The 22,042-nt window shown below is 47.2% G+C and carries 15 protein-coding genes; 5 read left to right on the top strand and 10 right to left on the bottom strand.

The window, feature by feature from the left end; translation table 11 throughout:
• Window positions 1-308 precede the first annotated feature (308 nt).
• Window positions 309-6,260: an FG-GAP-like repeat-containing protein gene (locus tag BUB30_RS13175; protein WP_084138069.1), complete on the top strand. Its 5,952-nt coding sequence runs from the start codon at window positions 309-311 to the stop codon at window positions 6,258-6,260.
• 11 nt (window positions 6,261-6,271) lie between these two features.
• Here the strand turns inward: BUB30_RS13175 and BUB30_RS13170 are convergent, their stop codons facing one another.
• Both BUB30_RS13170 and BUB30_RS13165 read right to left on the bottom strand, forming a co-directional pair.
• Window positions 6,272-7,657, bottom strand: a complete 1,386-nt coding sequence (locus BUB30_RS13170) for a tachylectin-related carbohydrate-binding protein (protein ID WP_084138068.1) — start codon at window positions 7,655-7,657, stop codon at window positions 6,272-6,274.
• A gap of 99 nt (window positions 7,658-7,756) precedes the next feature.
• Window positions 7,757-8,359: a peptidoglycan recognition protein family protein gene (locus tag BUB30_RS13165; RefSeq protein ID WP_073134312.1), complete on the bottom strand. Its 603-nt coding sequence runs from the start codon at window positions 8,357-8,359 to the stop codon at window positions 7,757-7,759.
• A 115-nt stretch (window positions 8,360-8,474) separates the two neighbouring features.
• Between BUB30_RS13165 and BUB30_RS13160 the strand changes: the two genes are divergently transcribed.
• Window positions 8,475-8,798, top strand: a complete 324-nt coding sequence (locus tag BUB30_RS13160) for a hypothetical protein (RefSeq protein WP_073134310.1) — start codon at window positions 8,475-8,477, stop codon at window positions 8,796-8,798.
• A 104-nt stretch (window positions 8,799-8,902) separates the two neighbouring features.
• On the opposite strand, the gene BUB30_RS13155 is transcribed toward BUB30_RS13160, so the two are convergent.
• The 4 genes from BUB30_RS13155 to BUB30_RS13140 all read right to left on the bottom strand — a co-directional run bounded on the left by BUB30_RS13155 (window position 8,903) and on the right by BUB30_RS13140 (window position 11,976).
• Entirely contained in the window at window positions 8,903-9,865 is a 963-nt protein-coding gene (locus BUB30_RS13155) for a phospholipase D-like domain-containing protein (protein WP_073134309.1), read from the bottom strand.
• A 71-nt stretch (window positions 9,866-9,936) separates the two neighbouring features.
• On the bottom strand, window positions 9,937-10,683 hold the full coding sequence (locus BUB30_RS13150) for an HNH endonuclease (protein WP_143164888.1): 747 nt from the start codon (window positions 10,681-10,683) through the stop codon (window positions 9,937-9,939).
• A gap of 340 nt (window positions 10,684-11,023) precedes the next feature.
• Complete coding sequence (locus BUB30_RS35965; RefSeq protein WP_084138067.1) at window positions 11,024-11,524, bottom strand: SH3 domain-containing protein; 501 nt, start codon at window positions 11,522-11,524, stop codon at window positions 11,024-11,026.
• A gap of 209 nt (window positions 11,525-11,733) precedes the next feature.
• Window positions 11,734-11,976, bottom strand: coding sequence for a CDGSH iron-sulfur domain-containing protein (locus BUB30_RS13140; RefSeq protein WP_073134304.1), 243 nt, complete (start codon window positions 11,974-11,976; stop codon window positions 11,734-11,736).
• 350 nt (window positions 11,977-12,326) lie between these two features.
• Between BUB30_RS13140 and BUB30_RS13135 the strand changes: the two genes are divergently transcribed.
• Window positions 12,327-13,856, top strand: coding sequence for a TROVE domain-containing protein (locus BUB30_RS13135; protein WP_073134302.1), 1,530 nt, complete (start codon window positions 12,327-12,329; stop codon window positions 13,854-13,856).
• Between the two features lie 885 nt (window positions 13,857-14,741).
• On the top strand, window positions 14,742-15,224 hold the full coding sequence (locus BUB30_RS13130; protein ID WP_073134301.1) for a hypothetical protein: 483 nt from the start codon (window positions 14,742-14,744) through the stop codon (window positions 15,222-15,224).
• 79 nt (window positions 15,225-15,303) lie between these two features.
• Here BUB30_RS13130 and BUB30_RS13125 read toward each other — a convergent pair whose 3' ends face one another.
• Entirely contained in the window at window positions 15,304-15,795 is a 492-nt protein-coding gene (locus BUB30_RS13125) for a hypothetical protein (RefSeq protein WP_073134299.1), read from the bottom strand.
• Window positions 15,796-15,816: 21 nt separating this feature from the next.
• Window positions 15,817-16,470: a porin family protein gene (locus BUB30_RS13120; RefSeq protein WP_073134297.1), complete on the bottom strand. Its 654-nt coding sequence runs from the start codon at window positions 16,468-16,470 to the stop codon at window positions 15,817-15,819.
• A 289-nt stretch (window positions 16,471-16,759) separates the two neighbouring features.
• Between BUB30_RS13120 and BUB30_RS13115 the strand changes: the two genes are divergently transcribed.
• Window positions 16,760-18,061: a serine hydrolase domain-containing protein gene (locus BUB30_RS13115; RefSeq protein ID WP_178377096.1), complete on the top strand. Its 1,302-nt coding sequence runs from the start codon at window positions 16,760-16,762 to the stop codon at window positions 18,059-18,061.
• Window positions 18,062-18,247: 186 nt separating this feature from the next.
• Here BUB30_RS13115 and BUB30_RS13110 read toward each other — a convergent pair whose 3' ends face one another.
• Both BUB30_RS13110 and BUB30_RS13105 read right to left on the bottom strand, forming a co-directional pair.
• Complete coding sequence (locus BUB30_RS13110) at window positions 18,248-18,988, bottom strand: LytR/AlgR family response regulator transcription factor (RefSeq protein WP_073134294.1); 741 nt, start codon at window positions 18,986-18,988, stop codon at window positions 18,248-18,250.
• A gap of 9 nt (window positions 18,989-18,997) precedes the next feature.
• Window positions 18,998-22,033, bottom strand: coding sequence for a sensor histidine kinase (locus BUB30_RS13105; RefSeq protein WP_143164886.1), 3,036 nt, complete (start codon window positions 22,031-22,033; stop codon window positions 18,998-19,000).
• Window positions 22,034-22,042 lie beyond the last annotated feature (9 nt).

Raw genomic sequence — 22,042 nt, 5'->3', positions numbered from 1 at the left:
TTTGGTAAATTGTTCAAACCAATCTGTCGCCTTTGGAGTTCAGGCAGTCATTCAATTGATCTGAAGACCAAATCGCATCAACTGGCCCGGCACAACGACCCCCTTCAGGAGATGGGAACAATAGGTGCAGTAGTTCTCTTTTGGGTGAAGATTTCTCGTTTTAAGAAAAATAATGCGCCGATGGTGCAGCGCGTGGGGTATCCGTTGTGACACGTATTTATAAGTCTTGAATTTCCGTGTTTATTTCGGTCGTTAGCGCTATTTTGCGGCGAGGCTTGAGTTACCCAAAAAGATAATCATTGTAGGTCATGAGACTAATGCTGCTATTTACCCTGTTCATTTCTCCCCTTTCAACGTATTCCCAGCTGTCGCCATCACCGGGAAATTTTCAAGGCGTGTGGGGCGGCAAATCGATATTTGGCGACCTCGACAACGATGGCGACCTGGACTTGATCGTATCGGGCAATACCAATTTTATCAACACGGCCACAACAATTTATCGCAACGATGGCAATGGGAATTTCAGTGTCGCGGCCACACTGGCAGGAACAAACGACGGCAGTGTCGACCTTGGCGACTACGACCAGGACGGGCTGATCGATATTTTGATGGTGGGTGGCGTTGAAGGCATGACGAGTGTCGGGACACTTCTTTTTAAAAATCAGGGCAACTTTGTGTTTGGAAAAACAAGTCATTCCCTCCCCAGCATCATTTATGGTGAAGCTAAGTTTGCAGACTTCGACAATGACGGAGACGAAGATGTCGTGATGCTCGGTTCGAACATATCAGATAACTATCATGATATCTTCATCAACACCAATGGCGTCTTCAAAGCACTCGATTTGAACCTCACCAAGTATAGCGATCCCGCAGTAAGTATCGGCGACTACGACCTCGACAGCGATCTCGATTATGTTGTGGTTGGAGCAGGCATGTCCAACGCACCTGCGATTTTCAAGAACGAAGGAGACAATAATTTCGTGCCCGTTACCATTTATGATAACCCGATGTCTGATGGAGCCGTGGCCTGGGGAGATTTTGATAATGATCGCTACCTGGACCTGGTGATTATGGGAGTTGACCAGGTATTGGGAACCGATCAAGTAATACTATTGAAAAACGCGGGCGCCGATAAGTTTACCAAGATGGCTGCCCCCTTCGACGGTGTGTCAGGAGGTAATGTAGTGCCGGGAGATATGGACAATGATGGTGATCTTGATGTTATTGTTACCGGTTGGAAACGAAACGGTACAAATGCGGCCAGTACGACGGCCTACGTCAATACGAACGGTGCCTTTGCAAAGCAAAATGTTGCACTGCCAGCCCTTATTTTCTCCCATGTCGCACTGGGCGATGCTGATAACGATCTTGACCTGGATCTGGTCGTATCGGGTTCCGAAATCGGCAGTCTCCTGAATGGTAAGACTTACCTCTATATTAACTCGCCAGCTACCGCAAATACAAGACCCACCGCCCCGGCTTCACTTCAGGCCACACCCGATGGTCAGCAGGTAAAATTGTCGTGGAATGCAGGTGCGGATGGTCAAACACCATCAAACGGATTAACGTATGCGCTCTACGTCAACAGCGCTCCGGGTCAAGATCATTCCGGCGAAAGTTTATCGACACCTTCCGGATTCAGGAAGGTTGTAAAAATGGGCATCGCTCAACACAGTCCGGCATGGAGAGTCGATAACCTGGCACCCGGCACATACTATTGGGGTGTTCAATCCATCGATGGAGCCTTTATGGGCTCGCCCTTTAGTGCAGAAGGAAGTTTTGTCATTGGAAACAGTTCTCCGGTGCTGACCACGCTGTCTTCCCTTGCTGAAGAGGCCGGTAGTTCCATCACCATAAAGGGAAAGAACTTTATCGGAACGTCATCGGTAAAGTTAAAAGGTACGGAAGCCGTTTTTCAGGTCATTAATAGTACAACACTAAAGGTGGTCATCCCCATGGTGACTGGGGCGGGCAATTTCGAGGTAACCAATCCGGCGGGGAAAGGCACTTCATCACAATCTTTCTGTGTCATTCCTGCAAAGCCCGTCTTAACCGGAAACACCACGGTTTGTCCTGGCACAGAACCTTATCAGGTAAACGGTGTTGCCGGCGTCGTGTACCACTGGACAGTGGATAATAACAACGGTGAAATCGTTGAAGACAATAACAATAACGTAAAAATTAAATGGCGTAGCAGAGGACAATACGTTGTGCGGGTAGCGCCCCAAAGTTGTCAAACCGGTGTCGAAACCACATTGGCAGTCGAGGTGAAAGGCCCCGAGCGAAAACAAATCTCCGGCAATGTCGCGCCCAAAACAGAATCGTTTGAGCGGTACTCCGTCAGTTACGTGGGTGGAGAAAATTATCAATGGACATTGACCCGCGATGGACAGACCGTGGGATCGTCTAACGAGTCCGACTTCATTATTAAATGGACGCAGCCCGGAACGTATTCTTTGCGTGTGAGCACCACAAATGCGGAATGTGCCGCAACACCGGTCGAAGAAGTCCTCACGTTCGATGTCGCGAAGAATGCTTTCAGCTATGCCTCCCAGATGCCTTTTGATATCACCAGTGGCTTGTCGCTTGCAGATCTGGACAATGACGGCGATCAGGATTTCATAGCCGGCGGCAACCGGATTTTCGAGAACATCATGCCGGCCGGATTTCAGGAAAAGACGTCGTCGCTTCGGGTTTCTACAAATGTTCGGTTTGCAGATACCGATGGAGATAACGATCTCGACATTTTGATGACCTATGGAGGCACGATAGCTGAATTTGAAAACCAAGGTGATTTCAAGTTCGGTGCACCCAAAAAAGTAGCAGATAAACTGTCGACGCCCGCGGCCGATTATATCGACTTTGACAATGATGGTGATCTTGACATTGTTTCCATGGGGACGGCCAGCATCCTGGTGTTCGAACGTCTGGCATTGAATGACTTTCGCCGCATAGAAGCCTACACGCCGGTAGAGACAGCTAGTCTGAGCGGATCAATGGATATCATCGATTTCAATGCCGACGGAAGGCAAGACATCGTCACCTCTGCCGGTGGGGTTTTTCTGAATACAGGGGCAAAATCCTTCGTTTCGAAAATCATCACCTATCCCACGCCTGTCGGCGCATTTTTGAAATGGGAAGATATGGATCAGGATGGGGACTTTGACCTGGCGGCTTACTTTGAACCAAACAAGATTGAGCTGTATCAAAAAAATGGCGACGCTTTCGTCAAGTTTTATGCCGACGCGGATGCCCCTGCTTCGGTCTCGCAGTTTATCGACATGAATGGAGATGGCTGGAAAGATTTGATAGTGGGTCAGAACCCCGTTCGTGTTTCCTTCTACGACCGCAACAACCATTCATTCACCAGTCCGCTGCAACGATTCGATGCCTTTGGCGAGTGGCGGACCAATGAAAGTTCATTGTCGGCCGTGACGGATTTGAACAAGGATGGAAAAAATGATTTGATGCTTTATTGCAAGTTTCTAGACAATTCATCGCTGCAATTTTTCATCAACAATTCGGAAACCATGTCGCCACCCACCCCGGTTCAATCGCTGGCATCGAAGGTGGCCGGCAATGAGGCGACGTTAACCTGGCAAGGCGATGCAGGAAAGTCATTTGAGATCATTCTCGGAACAACGCCCGGAGCGTTAGACAGAGTCTCCACAAGAAGCGATCTCGCATCAGGCTATCGCAAAGTGCCCATCATCGGTAATGCAGGCAACCGGAATTCCTTCACCTTTAGCAATCTTGCGCCAGGTACATACTATTGGAGCGTGCAAGCCATCGACAACGCGCTCAACGGATCTGTGTTTGTGACTCCTTTGTCCTTTACGATTCAACCCACCTTGTTGAAAGCACCGGATCAGCTCCGGATTGCTTCCACGTCTATGGGCATCTCGCTGACCTGGAGAGATAATTCCGATAATGAAACCGGTTTTATCATTGAACGATCCAGCGGAGTCGCCGGGAATTTTGTACAGGTCGGCACGGTGGCATCAGGGGTAACGGTTTTTAATGAGTCTATTTCCCTCGATGAAAATCAATACTACAGAGTTAAAGCGTTTAACGGCGTCGGCCAATCCTACTACAGCGAGATCATCGGTACCCCCGACGCTATCATTTCTACTTTTCCCTATGTTGAAAGTTTTGAAAAGACAACCAGCGCATGGCACCAGCTCGACAATCAGGAGGAGAGCCAGATCTACTTCAACCAGCCTACGAATTGGACGCGGTACAGCAATGTTTTCGGTAGCATTGACGGTAAGTACTCCCTTCGCATGGAAGAGCGGTACGAATCGACGGCCTACATTGCGGCGGTTGAAAGTCCCTATTTCGATATGTCGCGAATGACAAACCCCTGCCTCGTTTTTTACGTGTCAGGACCTCACCAGGATGGTGGAATCAGAGTCTACGGCTCAGCCGACGAGAAAAAAACCTGGAACTATCTTTGGGGCTTTGGAACAGGATCGACGGCTTGGGACCGGCAACAGGTTTCATTGCTTGCTTATAAGTCAAATATTTCAAAGCTGCGTATAGTCGGATTGCTTTCCTCCAGCCAATTGCAAGTAGTGGCCTTCGACAATGTCAGGGTTGTTGAATGCCCAACGAATCCGGGTAGTCCAAAGGTTAGCCAGTCGGGCTCCAGCGACTTATTGTTAACATGGGTGGAATCCTTAAATGCGTCGCAATATTTTCTGGAAAGAAGCGTGGACAACGGTTCGTATACGCTCATCGGCACCTTAGACGCCCCGGTAAATTCCTATCTCGACAAAAACCTGGCCGCCGGCAAGACCTATCGATACAGGATGTATGCCGTTAATAACGATGGACCGGCCTATTCCAACTACGTCAACTTCAGTGCGACGGTATTGTCGAATGCTCCGGTGGTGGAACATATAGCAGATCAGGAAATGAAAGTGATGACCCAATTTTCAGTCGAGATGAAAGTCACAGACGATACACCCGTTGCTTCGCTGAACATTACGGCCGAATCGGGCAACACATCGCTTCTTCCCTCCGGAAATATTTCGATCGAAAAGAAAGTTGGCGCCATCGTGATAAAAATAGTTTCCAACACAACAGCTATCGGCAGCTCCCTGATCACGATAAAAGTAAATGACGGAACGTATACCACCGAAAGCGCTTTCAATCTCACCATCAAAGAAAAGAACGATGCCCCGGTGATCGTCTCTCAAAAACAAGTGAGTACCATAAACGAAGATGCTTCATTCACGATGGCAATGGACCAACTCGTTGTGGAGGATGCGGATAACGACATCAGCCAACTAAAATTAATGGTGCTTCCCGGGGCGAATTATTCGGTGTCGGGAAATGTAGTAAGTCCTGCGAACAATTTTAATGGCACATTGTCGGTTGCACTCCAGGTCAGCGACAACGTCGACGTCAGCGAGCCCTTTGAATATACGCTGAACGTGATCGCCGTAAATGATGCGCCGGTCATAAAAGGAACATCACCGTGGGGCGACTTCAAGGAGGACCAACCGATATCCATTCCTTTGAGTATGCTGCAGGTCGAAGATCCGGACAGTCCTTTTCCCGGCGATTTTTCGGTGATCATAAAGGAAGGCCAATCGTACACCGTACAACCCGGCACGGTTATTCCTGCCAAGGATTTTTATGGGACCTTAACCGTTCCCATCCAGGTCTCCGACGGCCTGGCATTAAGTAATGTATATGAGCTTAAATTGACAGTAACCCCAGTGAATGATCCTCCGGTTATTGAAGGAACGAAGAAAACCTTTGCGTCGATAGACGGTGAGCCTGTTGAAATTGATGTAAAAGATCTTGTCGTAGTTGATCCTGATAATGAATTTCCAGGGGATCATACCCTGATCGTTCTCACAGGTGATCACTATACGGTTGAGGGGAACATGATTTCGCCGGCAAAGGGATTTGGTGGAACTTTAGAAATACCCGTACAAGTATCGGACGGAATTGATGTAAGCAATACGTATAGCATAGCCGTAACGGTAGACGCGGTCTTGGCTGCTGAGCATAATTTGGACGACGTAACCCTTTATCCCAATCCGAACCGTGGAAAATTCAGAGTGAGTCTTCCCTCGATTACAGAAAGCGTGTCGATATCGATCAGCGATAGTATGGGACGCAAGCTGTATGACAACAGCACCATCCGTTCTGAAATAGCGTTAGACCTTGAGATTGCACCGGGCATGTATGTCCTTGAAATGACTTCGGGAAGCAAGAAGGTTATTAAGAAGTTTATGGTGAACTAGAAAAGTCCATTTCAAAACACCTCCTTGAACACCCAGCCATGCTCGATTTTACTGCCCGACTTTTCTGACCAGCGATTGCTTCCATCGGTTAAACCGTCGTGGCGATACCAAAACAGATCACCGGCCTGGTCCACGGCGTAGAGGGTGCCATTGGCACCGGGAAGCACCTGTTTAAAATTCCAGCCGTTGCCGATCTTGCTATGTGATCGTTCATCCCAAGCGTTGGTTCCGTCGGCAAACCCGGTGTGACGATACCACCAAAGATCGCCGGCATCGTCGATGGCATAGATAATTCCATTGCCGCCCGAAAACACCTGCTTGAAATTCCAGCCATTGCCAATTTTACGACCCATATTTGCGGCCCAACGGTTCGTGCCATCCGCATAGCCATCGTGCCGATGCCACCAAAGATCGCCCGCAGCATCGATGGCATAGATCAGTCCGCCTCCCCCCGAAAACACGTGTTTGAATTCCCAGCCGTTGCCAATCTTGGTACCCGAGTTCGCCGCCCAACCGGTGCCGCCATCGGCAAAGCCACTGTGCCGATACCAAAACAGATCTTCGGCATCGTCGATCCCGTAGATCACGCCATCGCCATTTGAAAACGCCTGTTTGAAATTCCAATCATTCCTCACCGACTCACCCGACTTTGCCGACCAGGCAATGCTTCCATCATTTCTGCCGTCATGTTTATACCATTTCAATTCATGGTTGTCGGTAAGGGCATAGATGGCTTCGCGGGTCGATGTGGTCGGCGGCTTAGAATCGATTGCAGGGACTAAAGCGATCGGCGGGTTATTGGATACCTTAATTTGATCCGCTCTCGTTTTTGGGGCAACCGATGCAACATTTCCTTCGCGCAGAGCACTTGTCGGAAGTTTGCGCGGAAAATAAATATCTACGCTGTTCAAGAGCAATTGGGCATCAGGCACGGATTCAAATCCACCGGAGAAGGAAAGCTCTATCGAAATAAACGAGCGATCATATACGGGCACCGAATGATCATCCCAATACCATGCATTGCCATTTATTCTTTCCGCGACCGTAAAGTCGCCGGAGAGGTTAGTAGACATACTCCGCCCGGAAAACTCAACCCCTTTGAGATAGGCATACTGAACCTTGGAATAAAAATGAACGACAACACCTTGCACGAAAGCATTTGCCATAGCGGGGTCAGGTTTTTTAATCGCGGCGACCAGCTTAACGGTCTTAAATGCTCCTGCCGTTATCCGCACGCCATTGGAAACGTTTTCCATCGTCACGTCTCTTTTGGAGCCCTGCACTTCAAAGTCCGACGCAGGAATGGTTAATTTCAACTTCTGTGCCGGCAATGCATGTTCTGTAAACATGAATAACACTGCCAATACAAGTTTACCAGCATACTGAGGGATTGACATAGGGATTTGGTTTAGTGGGGAGGTTTGAAATAAATGCCCAACCCTCGATCGTTGCTAGCCGATCAAATGGATGGGCGTTATGAACGACGCAGTGGTCATTTATACAGCAATCAAAGCTTCTTTAACCAGCGGTAGGAAATTCTGCTGGCACGCTTGTTTCGTGTTGCCGCCAAAGAAGTTTGTGCCCGGGCATGTCTTCGTCGTGCCAGTGCCCTCGGCAACCAGTTTGCCGGTGTTCAAATCGTACCAATGGTGGTATACAATGGAATTGGTGTTGATGCCTAATTTGAATTTGTTGCACAGCAGTCCGTTGATGGTAACAATGGTATGCTGGTGCGCTTCGGTCATCGCATCTTTTTCCAGGTCAAAATTGCCCAGGTGCTCCATGCAGATCCCATTCGCATTGGCACCTTTAATGCCGGCCGGAACCGTTTCAAAATTTCTGCAGATCGCCAGCATGCCATCGGGAAAGGTGGTGACGTTTTGCGCGATCTCGCTAAAGCCCCGCTCCCTGTGCGCGGCTTCCATGGAAACCAGCCACGAAAAGTACTTATCGGTTTTTCGTTTGTTAAAGGCCTTGTAGTCGGGAAGAAAGGTGTGATGATTTTGAATGAGGCTGATCTTTCTATGCAGGATCAGGTTGTCCAGCCACGACGCAAATTCGTCTAGCGTGAACAGAATGAATTTTCCTTGTTGTGTCATGGGGGTAGAGGGTTTTAAAGTTTAAACACAAAAACGGGTATAAAACAAGAAGCCCATCACTGTCCTTCAATGAGAAGGGCGATGTGATGGGCTCCACGGAAATGAATTTAGTGTTTTGATTTTTGAATTACAAATTTCGGGAGGGTCAAAGGGCGGCCAGAAAACCGTTAGGCTCGACAACAATTCAATGCAAGCTGGGGTTGATTTGGGATGCATGAGCTGCTGCAGCGATCCTCTATACCGCAAACCGCAGGATCGACTAATCGGTGGCTATCAAAATTTGAAAATCAGCTATCGAGATTTACTCGTCCCTGGCGACATCGAGAAGATACTTAACAATGATAAAGATCATAACGACGATGTGCCGTTTATCGACGTAAAAGCGAAAAAAATATACTCAAATGTGGTGCTGGTGTCTCTCAATTTTTCTTTGTTATAATCGACTTTTTCTATTTAGTGAATCGGAAAATCATTAGCGCTTAGTTTGGACGCTGATAGGATTCTGGCTGGCAACAGATGAGATCATTATGTTGGATCATCAAGTCAACCATCCCTACCAATGGCCCTGGCGACAGCTGAATATAAATCCCAATAATCCTTAATTGATGGTCTGTTGCTTGACAGATTTATATCAAACTGTTTTTCGATTTCATCAATGACTGATTTTTTTTGACTTACATTCATAAAATACTTCTGCAAATCAAAGTCGATCGAAATTTCGTTCGAATTTAGTCTAAGCTTATTTGCAATAATTTCCTTGATCCTGTTGTCAATGTGAAGGTTTGAGATCCGGTTTCCTAGTTGTAAAAAGTGAACTTGGTTGGCTTTCCTCGAGGATTGGGAAAACCTATTGTAACAACTTTTGCATTGCGGAAAAGCAAAGGAAATTCCAAATCTCTTTTGTCCGCAGCTGTGACAAAACTCCTCCTGGTAGTATTCATTTTCCCATTCGGACCATTCTCCATAGCATTGATGGCATAGCGGTTTTGACGGATTATATTCTATGGCTTTTGCACACCTAACACAAGCGCCTTTTCTCGGTGCCGATGATAATATTGGCAGTTCTCTTTTGGGCCCTTCAAATTTTACGGAGTCATTTATAATCTCATTTGCTTCTTCCTTCACCTTCTTAATAACAGATTGGTATTCTTCGTCTTTAAATAAGACGCCGAGTTCAAAATTATTCTTAGCCGAGGCTTCTGAAAGGTTCATGCTTCCAACAAGAAGCTCTTTTTCATTATAGTAGAATTTTGCGTGCAAGTATTCCTTAAAATATACAGTTGTGTTCGGCAAATTTAACACCTCCTTAACTACATCAGGGTCGCCGTTGTCTACACCGAAGACTATAATGATGGTTACGTTACGTTTTGAGGCATTTCTCAGACGACTCAAATAGTTCTGATCAATTTTTATATTATAGGTGAAGATACATATGTATTTTTCAGCCTTCTTAATGATATTATCGAGGGCTGCTAGAATTTCTTTAGTGGTTAAAAGTTGAGCCATAAGAATTTCACTAATGGTTGGAACGGAATTGGACTATAGCAAATTGCTGGTCGGTTGAATCATTTGAAATCTCAAGTAGCTGGGCGATTTGCGCCTTTAAATCCGGAGTTAGAATGGAAAACGGCTTGATGTCTCTCTAGATATACCAGATTGTCGGAATTTAACTTTGCAACTCTTTCCTTTCCGTGTACACCGAGTTTTAGAAAATCGCTGTTGGTAATTGTCTCCGATAGGATAATCTTTCCCGACTTTTCAAAAGTTATTAAGTGTCTGTCAAACAAAGCGTCGTAAGTGGGAGACAGAAGTATGCCGTTGTTCACATCGAGACGTTCGTCATCACTCGCTTGTTTCCATGGGTGTATATGTGATGCGATAAGTATTCTCGCATCATTAAAGGATGTTACGGCGCACTTATTCTCCCATCGATTAATGATACTTTTTCGATATGCGCCCTGACCAACTCTTGAAAGAACTAGCCCTGATCTTTCAGTTATTGTGGGGGCTAAGTAGTCTATGGAGGGCTCGGTAGCCAAAGTAAGTTCATTCAATTCGTAAGGGATAACAGCGTCCTTTCTTTTTAGGAAGAATTTTATCCCGCGCCTTACATTTCCAATGCTGTCGTGCGTTTCATAGTAATCAGAGTCAAAAAATGTCATTTCCGCGATAAAGTGCACGTGGCCCCTTCTGGACTGCTGAAAAAGAAACACACGTTTCCCTTCTTTAAGATGGTCGCGAAGGGCGAGGTTCCCTCTCGTAAATTCCATATCACCAGATTGCCCTTCGCCAGTGTATGAAAAAACGTTATCATTCTCCCACATATCTTTATAGCCATGCTGATCACCGCTCTTCCCTGTAAAAATGAAGATGAAAGGGTAAGAGGCGGAGGGGCAGATTCCTCCCTGCCAGTTTCCGCCATATTTGGCGTGAATATCTCTTCTGCGATATTCTAGGTCTGCTATAAACGGACTCAGTTCGATGGCAAATTTGGTATTGATACACCGAAGTCTAAGGTATATCCATTTATTGACAAATTGAAATTCGCAAAAGGGTGCTGCTCGTTTTTTTTATCAATTGTTAAACGGTGTGAAAAGTTTGCAATGGTATGTCCGGCTTTGGCTCGACAGGCCCTTAAAGCCTCGATTCGATTTGAAATTGTGATCATTTTGTTTCAAGATAACCACTCCACAACCAACCCGTAGTGCCCTTGTAGTCAACTTTATACCAGTTTGCTTCTCGCCCAGAAATTGTCTCGATGTTGCCGTTTTTGTCTATGATGCCTACCGTCTCGTCATAAGGAACTGTTAGCAAAACTGTGCCGCTTGAACTGGGCTGGTCTCGGAGCCGAAGCCCCGTGGCTGAAGTTATTCTTGCTGTCTCTCCACTGTAATGATATTGAGATGAACTGTCTACCTTGGATGAGTTTGAGCGGCGATTTAAAAAATAGAAAATAGCACTTACAATCACGACAACCCAAAAAATGAGTTTGATTATGTTCCATCTGTCAATTGATTTTGCGCAGTCTCGACAAACGGGACGAAGGCCATAATATGTCCGGGAGCCATAGGAACGCTTGCCCCACCAACCACCCGTCGAAAAACCGGTGTAGATTGTCCGTCTATAATTTGCGTTTGGTGCTCCGCATCTGTAACAGGAAACCATCTGTCCGTGGGCGTTTTAGAATTTCTGCTAACATCCGAATATAATCAATAGGGGAATTTCTTTATATGACATTTTGCTCAAACGGGAGCCTATACGAAAAAAAACCTTGAAAAACGATAAAAACCCCTGAGTTGGGCTTGTATTTCAACTGGCAGAAAGGAGAGAATCGAGTCTCCCTGGCCTTTCAGTTCAACGGCCAGGGTGTTCTCCTATTTCCTAAGCGTGTTATGCGTCCCATCACAATAAGGCGCCGACTTCGTCTGCTTACACATACAAAGCCACACCTTCCGCTTTGTAGACACACTAAATCTCCGAGGCTCAAATCCTGTAGTCTTATGCGAAACTTCGTCGCAGAGCGGTTGTGTTTTCGATTGGCCGCAGCGGCACCATGAATATGTTTTTCCCGGCTCAAGTTCTATTTCCCTGGGGCCACTGGTAACAGGATTCTCCATCAACTTTTAAAATTTTGCGTGCGATCGAAAAATAGCAATAATCCATCTCATTTGCCTTAATGTTCAAGAAGACTCAATCGCCAGACAGCGTTATCTGGGCAAGAAAACTGATCAATGGGATTGCCCTGTTAGCGCTTTTTTGTTGTTGCCTTCGGAACAAGCGCCGGTCATCGTCCATAGTCCACCTTTTGCCTGTTTTTCAGGCAGTTGCCTATCGTTCGGTAGCGTATGAGGGTATTCCTGTTTGCAGACATGTGAAAAAATTTAATAAAAAACGTAAAAAAGTTTACTGCGCAAAAAGACTGCGTAGTTCGCCCCAACCTTTGTATCATCAATTAAACGAAACGGTTATGAAATTCAATGTATTTCGCAAAGCAAAACAGGCAGTGACAAACTATGAAGGCGCAGAGGCTTTCGGCCTGAGTGAGCGCGTGGAACTTTACAGTGCTGTCGTTACGACTTCCCTGAATGATAAGTTCTATGAAGCTGCTGATAAGCGCATGGACAGGATCCGTTCATTGATCATGAAAAACGATCCGGCGTTCGTAGCAAAACTGGCGGTCTATACGCGAAACAAGATGTACCTGCGCAGTGTACCCTTAATGCTGGCCGTTGAATTGGCAAAAACTCAATCCGGTAACAACCTGGTGGGTAAAGCTGTAAAGGGAGTGGTGCAGCGCGCTGATGAAATAACTGAATTGCTTGCTTACTACCAGTTGGCTAACGAACGAAACGGTTCAAAGAAACTGAACAAGCTTTCCAAACAGATCCAAAACGGATTGTCGGAGGCATTCAATAAGTTCGATGAATACCAGTTTGCTAAGTATGACCGGGCTGGGGAGATCAAGTTAAAAGACGCTTTGTTTATTGTTCACCCGAAAGCGATAAATGAACAGCAACAAGCGCTCTTTGATAAAATTGCTAAAGGATCCTTGGATGTTCCATACACATGGGAAACAGAATTGTCTGCGCTCGGTCAGCAAAGCTTTGAAAATGAAAAACACAAGAAGGTGGCGTTTCGCGTCAAGTGGGAAGAGTTGATCACCAGTGGAAAATTGGGCTACATGGCGCTGATGCGGAACCTTCGGAATATTATCGAAGCTGACGTGTCAATGGAAGTAATGGAAGAGGTGTGTGCTTACCTGACGAATCGTGATGCGATCGCAAAATCAAAGCAATTGCCTTTCCGTTTCCTGTCTGCCTACCGTGAGGTGAAAGCTATTTCTTCCGGGGTGGTACCCATGGTGCTTGAGGCGCTTGAGAAAGCTGTTGAGCAAAGTGCGATGAACATTCGTGGATTTGGAAGAAACACTTCCGTATGGATCGCATGCGATGTTTCCGGATCGATGCAAAAGGAGATCTCAGCGAAAAGCAAGATCATGAACTATGATATCGGCTTAATGCTGGCGATGCTGTTGCAGTCGCGTTGTGGAAACGTACAGACCGGTATGTTCGGTGACACCTGGAAGATCATTAATGTCTCACAAAAAAATATTCTTGCCAACGTGCAGGAGTTTTACAAGCGGGAAGGTGAAGTGGGCTATGCTACTAACGGGTACCTCGTGTTGAAAGATCTGATTGATCGCAGACAGGTGGTAGATAAAGTGATGATGTTCACGGATTGCCAGTTGTGGAACAACGGCATTGTTGATCAGATAACGCAGCGTAGCATAACATCGCTGTGGACGCAATATAAAACTATTGCTCCAGGAGCGAACTTGTACCTGTTCGACCTGGCAGGTTACGGTAATACGCCAATCGACATACGAAACGATGGCGTGTATTTAATAGCGGGCTGGTCTGACAAGATCTTTGATGTGTTAGCAGCCATTGAAGAAGGCCAACAAGCGCTTGCTGAAATTGAAAAAGTTGAATTGTGAAAGCTATCCCTCCCCTTCGAGCTTGAAGGGGAGGTTTTAAGAAGGCCTTATAGATTAAAAGGAAAAGCCTAAAGTAAAGTTTAGGACGTTCCAGTGTTCTTTGAAAATAATAAGGATGTCGTAGAAGTGGGATACTTCGCTCCATTCAGGGGAGGAATCACATACCCAGATCTCTGGGAAAGTGTTCCGGGTTCGACTCCCGGCAAGCGCAGCCCCGATTCTTGCTTCGCCTGTTACTCCTTATTACTTTGAATTGTGAAGAATGCCGTCGTGTGGAAATACTTCGTTTGGCAGAAAGCCGTAAGGCAGAGCGGTTCGAATCCGTAAATGTTCCATGCACTTGTTGCTTCTTTATGATAGAGAGGTGCCGTACACCAGAGTTACTTCGACTGTAAATTGACTGTCTCTGATGGCCTTTTGCCCTTTCTTAATGTACTTACAAGTTAACAGATGCCGTAGCTAAGAGTTACTTCGCTAAGTTGAGTGCCGTGGGTTCGAATCCCACTCCCGATCCCGATAATTATCAGGAGGGATAGCTCAGTGGTAGAGCATCAAAAAAAGTCTCTTATCGTTCTTTGCTCTGTTAAACTTTTTGCCGGATACAGGTGCCGTAGAATAGCGTTACTTCGACTTCAACTCGGGTGGTCGCGGGTTCGAATCCCGCCCTCGATCCCGATAATTATCGGGAGGGGTAGCTCAGTGGTTAGAGCACCAAACGTTCGCTTTTCGCCTTTTGCCCTGTTTTTAGCAAAACATTCTAGGTTTCGCTTTTGCGTTCGTCAATTTGCGCACGCTTCCCATCATACAAAGATTTTTTGAACGAGAAATCAGAACTACGCAAAAAGACTGCGCACGGACTGACGAGCTTTGATCGTAAATGAAAGCATGATTGATAAAAATGTTATGGCTTTAAGGATTAATTACAACTTAGGTGACCACGGTTGGGCGGACGTGCACATGAATCACGGTCATCAAGGCGTTGACATGACCGTCTCATACCTGCATGATACACTGGCCGAATTTATAACAGCAGCGAACTTGCTCCTCAAAGGAGCTCCTGATGCTAAAGTGATCGCCATGGATGAGCCGGGCGAGCATCTTGTCCATTTGACATCTCCTGATAGAACCAGCCTGGTTATTGAGATACGATGGTTCAAAGATCGGGCTAGCTGGGATCTGGTAACCGAAAAGGAATTTGAAGTGGTTTTCAAATGCGATGACACCATCTTAAATTTTTCAACCGAGATCTTTAACAACGCCAAACGGATTCTGGACAAACATGGAATGCAGGGTTACAAAGAGAAGTGGATTAAACATGATTTCCCAATGGGGGAGTATAATAGGCTGAAGTCTTTATTGAAAAAATAGGATACTGAGGTTCAGGCCCAAAAGAAATAACTCTTGTGGACGGGCGTGAATACAAAAATCTACACTTGATCAAGCGCTTTCAAAGCGCATCCTGGGCAGTGAGTCCGGAATAGTGAATCTCAACGTTGCGCCGTTGAAAGACGCCTTTAAAATCGAGGTTATAATGGTCTCCCGACACTTCAACCGTCATCGTGCCGGTGCTAAGATAGTCCGAGCTAAGGTTGTTGGATTTGCCAAAACTAATTCCGACCGAAGTGATGTCCATCAGGTTATAGTCTCTGGTCATTTCGTACTTGCCGGCGGGCACCGTCCTCGTGGGCGAAATGACATGCATGGAAACGTTGCAATAGGGTGCGCCTTGTAAGGTGATTTCGGGAAAGTATTTACCGCCCTGGTCGTTGAAGGTGTCGGTATACACCACCATGACGTGGACGGGATAACGCTTGCTGTCGATCATAAAATAGCCCTCTGCCTGCGGGGTCCATTCCTGGCAGGAGACGACCAGGAACAACACCAGCACGGGGAGTATGCTTTTGAATTTTATGAGGGTGGGAAATTTCGGGATGTCCATAGTTTCTCTGCTAGACGAATATCAGAATGAATAGGCCACATAAAAATGAAAGACCCTGTTTTGAACTGTGGGCAGGTCGTTGTTGGAGTTGCCGTCGTCGGCTGGCTTATAAATATTTGAAATGCCGTAATTATAGCGGGCGCCACAATTGAAATGGGCGCCAGGCGAAAAACCAACGCCGGCGACCAGGGCAACGTCGGCCTTGGTCATCACGTCCTTCAGGTCGTCGTCAACTTTCACGCTCGCGACCGTGCCTTTTTCGGTGCCCTTTAGCAGGATCCCCACCTGTGGTCCCACTTGGAAACTTACCTTCCGGCCAAACTCCAGTAACAAGGGGACATTGATATAATGCAAGCTGGTGGTGGTGGAGCCAATGGAAGGTCCACCGTGTCCGTAGGGAAATACGTAGTTATCCTTTTGTCCTTGATTGGAGTAATACAACTCCGGCCGGAAAAAACCGCCCAGGCTCATGGGTACTTTCACATAGAACCCCAGGGCCAGACCGGGCTTGGCTCTCGATTCGCTGTTGATGGAGGCACTGAGGCTGCTGACGTTTACACCGCCCTTGATTCCAAAAACGGTTTTAGGTAATTCAGGTGATGTGGTATCGGATTCCTGGGCATTGGCCACCCACACGGGCAAGACCAGACAGGCGATGGACAGAAAACGGTTCATGAGGCAGTAACTTTTCTCTAGGGTAACTTTCTTCTAGGGCTTTGCGAAAGAAACAATTAAAACTCAAAAACACAACCCTGGCTTACACGCACGGCAAGCCTATCGTCAAAAATTGCCAGGCAAAACCACCTAATAGAGACTGGATATGTCGTAAGTGAGTGCCGTTTTCCAGCCGGTGCGTAGCGAAAGAATGTCGCAAGGTGTGCCATGCGTAAACCCAAACGTTAGTGGCAAGCTTACCTTGACTTCCTGAATAAATTGATTTTTCTTCTAACAAAAATGAACACTTGTGCCAAAAGCGACCAGTGAAAATTGTACAATCGAAATAGAATGGCTGACAATCATTTGCGTAAACATCTGGCATTTAAATTGGAGTCCCTATAACATGCGTAAACCAAAAGCAATTGCCTTTTTTTTATCATTTGTACTCGTGTCGTTAATTTTGCCCAGTTGTCATTCACGTTACCGTTCTACCGAATATTCATATGTAATACCCAAGCAGCTTCCTGATGGACTTCCTGTAGATGCCATGTATAATGAAGGGATGGACACCGGCAAAATTGTGGCGCTTACCAAAGTGATTCTTAAGGATTCCTTTCCTAATATCCACAGCATGCTTATTTGCAGGCATGGCAAACTCATTTATGAAAATTATTTTGCCGGTGAAGATGAAATTGATGGCGGAGCACCTGTAGGTTATGTAAACCATACGATTGACGATTTACACGATTGCAGGAGCGTTTCAAAAAGTTTTACCTCCGCGTGCATCGGTGTTGCCATAAAACAGGGTTTTATCAAAAGCATTGATGAACCGATATTTCCTTACTTTAAGGAGTATGCAAAATATTTCGATTCGGCTAAAAGAAAAATAACGATCCGGAACCTGTTAACCATGACCAGCGGTTTAGAATGGGATGAAACGATTTCTTACCGCAGTTCTAAAAACACCGAGACACAAATGGATAGAAGTGATGACCCGATCACATTTATTTTAAGCCGCAAACTTACATCAGCACCGGGTACAGCTTGGAATTATAGCGGGGCCAGTGCCATGCTTTTAGGAGAGATAGTATGGAAAGCTACCGGCGAAAGACTGGATAAATATGCGGAGAAGAATTTGTTTGCTCCTTTAGGTATTATCAAGTATGACTGGCGCCACATGCTTTATAAGCAGGACCTGCCTGCAGCTGCGTGGGGCCTGCGATTAAGGTCGAGAGACCTGGTTAAATTCGGGCTCTTGTACATGAACTATGGTAAATGGGGTGATACACAGATCTTAGACTGTGACTGGGTAAAACATTCATTAAATGCCGAGGTTTCCAGGTCAACGAACGATATTACTACACCACCCCATGGCTACGGTTTTCAGTTTTGGACAGATCCGCTTGAAGAACACCAATACAAAACTGATGTTCCTTATGCAGGTGGTAATGGCGGCCAGTTTATATATATGTGGAGATCAATGGATATATTGATGGTATTTACGGGTGGAAATTATAATCATTACGAAGCAAAAACCGGCCCCGATGCGGCATTTGTAAATTATATCATGCCTTCAGTGAAAGAGATGCAACCCTATTTAAGTAAGTAAAAGGAGCGAATAGTAAATAATCAATTTCTTATCAGCAGTGTCTGCTGTAGTCCGGTGCGTAGATGTGACCCCGGATAAAATCAATTGTCTTCTAAAATGTATTTATAACGGGCGCATTATCAACTTGCCGTTCTTTGGCGTCAACAACCCCGGAAGCTGTATGCCATCCGGTGTGCGCCGAACGATTCACCCCTTCAAAATATTCATCACATCCCCTTTCCTCCTCCGAGAGATCTCCACCACCGATCCGTCGCTCAGCACGGCATTGCCTTGGGCACTGACCGCGGTAATGTAGAGGATATTTACCAGGTGTGACTTGTGGAGCCTCACGAATCCGTGGTCGCTCAACAACTCTTCATAGTCCTTCAGGATCTTGGAGACGAGCAACGGCTTCCGGTTGGTGAACCGGATGAAGGTGTAGGCCCCCTCCGCTTCCAGCCGGATGATCTCCTCCGTATTAAAAAAGAAGCATCCATCCGTAGTGGATACGGCGAGCTTGAAATTTTTTTGTTCGGCATGAACATTATGCAACAGGTTGCGATATAAAAGATTTTGCTCTTCCCCCGCATTCCGTTTCAGCAGGAACCGGTTCATGGCCTCGCGCAATTCGTTCGCGTTGATCGGCTTGAGCAGGTAGTCCAGCGCGCTGAAGCGGATCGCCTGGATGGCGTAGTTGTCATGGGCGGTGGTGAAGATGGTATCGAACGTTGGGGTTTGGAATTTTTTCAGCCATTCAAATCCGTTGATCACCGGCATTTGGATGTCGAGGAAAACAAGATGGGGCAGGAAGCTTTGGACACTTTGAAGGGCCTGCGCTGGGTTTGTAGCGCTTTGCACGTGTGTGATTTCCGGCACATAGCGCTTCAGCATCAACGTGAGCGTGGTGATGGCAGAGGCTTCGTCGTCGAGTATGAACGCCTTGATCATGTAGTGGGGTTAAAAGTGTTGTCCATTCGTTTCCAGGGAAAGCTTCACGATGACCACCGTGCCGGCGACCTTGTTTTCGTCATCCCTCAGGTCGGCCACATCCACCGTGAAGGGGAGTTGATAGCGCTGCCGGAGCATGCCGATCCGGTCGGAGATGAGTTTCAGTCCTTTGGGTTTATGACTTTTCAGGCTTCCGTTCACGGCCTTCAGTTGCGCGGAGGCTTCGCGGCCGATGCCATTGTCCTTGATGGCGCACACCAAAACATCGCCTGGCGACTGAAGGTTGAACAGGATCTCGACGCGTTTGGTGCCTTCCTTTGGCATCAGGCCGTGCCAGATCGCATTTTCGACAAAGGGTTGGATCAACATGGGCGGGATCCGGATTTCTTCGGTGTCGATGTCGCCTTCCATGTGAATGGAATAACGAAAGCTGTCATCGAAGCGAAGTTGTTCCAGCTGCATGTATTTGTCGAGCATGTCGATTTCGCGTTGCAGCGAGATAAAATTCTCGTCGCTGGTATTCAAGATCTCGCGATGAAGCAAGGAGAACATGCCCAGGTAGCGGCTGGCCTCTTCCACATTTCCTTGCAGCACAAACTGCTGAATGGAGTTGAGGGCATTAAAAATAAAATGCGGATTCATCTGGCTGCGCAGGGCCGTCAACCGGGAGTGGGCCAGGTCGTGCTGCAGCGAGATCATTTCAACCTCGCGTGCCCGCTTCTGTTGTTCGCTGGCATAGATCATTTTCTCTCTTCGCTTCACCCACAGCCATGACGCGATCGTCAAGAGGCCCAACACCGGGAGGATAAAACCTGGCGTAAGCCAAAACGGGCTCTTCACCGTAATTTGCATAGACACCTCGTTGCTTGATGCGCCTTTGTTCGTAAACGCTTTTATAGAGAACTTGTATTTCCCGGGAGAAAGGTCATTGAAGGTCAGACTCCGTGTTGTTCCAACCGTTGTCCACGCGCCATCGCCAAATTTGTAGGCATACTGCACGCTCTCCTGGTCCGGAAAAGCGATCGCGTAATAATGAAAGGTGAGCTCCCGTTGTTCGTAGGGTAATTCAATTGGCTGCGTGCTGGCAAGGGTGATCGACTCATCCGAATGATCGCGCGACGGCTTCGCTGCCGAAAGATAGATCCGCGGCTTGTTGGCGTCCACCAACATCTGGCCTGCATTAAAGTGCAGAATGCCCTTTGAGCAACCGGCCCAAAACATGCCATCGCGATCCTGGTGGAGAAAAAGATTGTTGTAGTTTTTGAACGGCCATCCATCATTTTGATCGAAATTAAGAACGACTTTGTTTTTCCGGATGACGGTGAGGCCCTGGTAGTGGCCGATCCACACATTCCCCTCGCGATCGATCAAAAGGTTATTGAAGACTTCCGTTGCAATGCCCCGCGTCCGGTCAAATTTTTCCTGGATTTTTAGATTGCCCTGTTTGTCAAACCCGCACCGCCAAATGCCCTCACCGTCCACCGCCAGCCAAACTTCGCCCTGGTCGCTCTTTTTCATGTCGGCAATGGAGATGATTTTTTTATCGAGCGTGTAGGCCAGCAGAGAATCGTTCACCAATTTAAAAATTCCTTCCTGCCCGGCGAACCACATCGTTTTGTCTGGCGATTCTATGGCGCTGAACAAGGTTGCATATTGTGAGTTCACCGCATCGATGGGGAAATTCTTGAAGGCTACTGTCTGCGTTGCAGGCGAATACGAGATTTGCGTAGCGCCCAGGTCGCCAAAAACAAACAATCTTCCATCGGATGCTTTATAGAAGGCGCGATTTGAATTGTTCCTCAAACCATCGGCTTCGGTGAAAACTTTGTTCTTGTTGTTCACGCGATGAACGAGACCCTCGTAGCCGGTGGCAAACCAAAGGTCGCCGGGGTAGGCTTCATGAATTCCAAATACTTCTGCCCGGTTCACGACGCTATACGGTGGCGCCATGTGGTTTTCCTTCCGGGTGAGGATCAGCCCCCGGTTGCTGCCCATGAGCAATTGTCCGTCGGCTGTTTCGCACAAGGAATAGATTTCTTCGTAGCGGGAGGGACGCTGAAACGGGATCTTTTCAAAAGGCGAGCGTTTGATCTTCACCAATCCATCATGGGCGGCCACCCAGTAATCACCCTGATCATCCACGAGGAAATCGCTGGCCCAGAGAATTCCGTAGGGAAGGAGATCAAGTTTTGTTTTCACGATATCGGAATCTGGATAGAGTTCAAGTGCACCTGCGGGAGCGGGTAACCACACCGATTTTCCTTTTGACGTCGCCTCCGGATGATAATGCTCATCCAAGATCAAGCGATCGGCCCCGGAGCGTGTGCCGCGGAATAATCCGATGGCATTGTAGAAATAGTACCGATCGGCATTGATCCCACAAAGGCTCATGATCACGCTGCCCGTTCCATCGTTTTTGTAGACACACGCGAAGGACCGGTCGGCGTAGCGATAGATATTATAAGGCCCGGAAAGATAGATGGCGCTGTCGGCGCTCAGGGCCAGGTGGTAGATCCGGTCGCCGGCAAAACGTTGGCTTTGCCATGCGGGAAGTTGAAACGACGGCAGCGGGAGAATTTTACTTCCGGCAGCGGCAAGAATTTTTTCTCTTGAAACCTGAAGCGGACCAATTTCCGAACCCAGGAGCACTTTTCCACCGGCCAAAAAAAGAATGTCGTTTATGCCCTGGGGTGCTGCGTCGCTGCCCGCTGTTTTATAAAAAGAACCGTCGCCGGTTTTGATGAACAGTCCGTTGTCGGAGCCGATCCAGAGCAAATGGTCGTCGTCTTCGGCGATGACATTTACCTTTCCAAACGGTTCGTTGTTTTTGGTGTGTGAAAAGTTTTCAAAGGTGTAGCCGTTGTACCGGCTGATGCCCACCGTTGTTCCCACCCAGAGGTGGCCAAGGTAGTCTTGCTCCAGCGCGACGCATTCAGACGAAGGTAATCCGTGTGACGCATCCAGGAGTTGACAAACGAGGGATTGGGCAGGGGCTTGAACCGCCAGACCGTAGACAAGAAAAAAGATTGCGCGTATCGATTTCAAGCCCTGCCG

Origin of the sequence: Chryseolinea serpens (assembly GCF_900129725.1) — a bacterium.
Lineage (GTDB): Bacteria > Bacteroidota > Bacteroidia > Cytophagales > Cyclobacteriaceae > Chryseolinea > Chryseolinea serpens.
The sequence above is the reverse complement of the archived record's forward strand: the minus strand, read 5'-3'. Positions and strand labels throughout refer to the sequence as shown.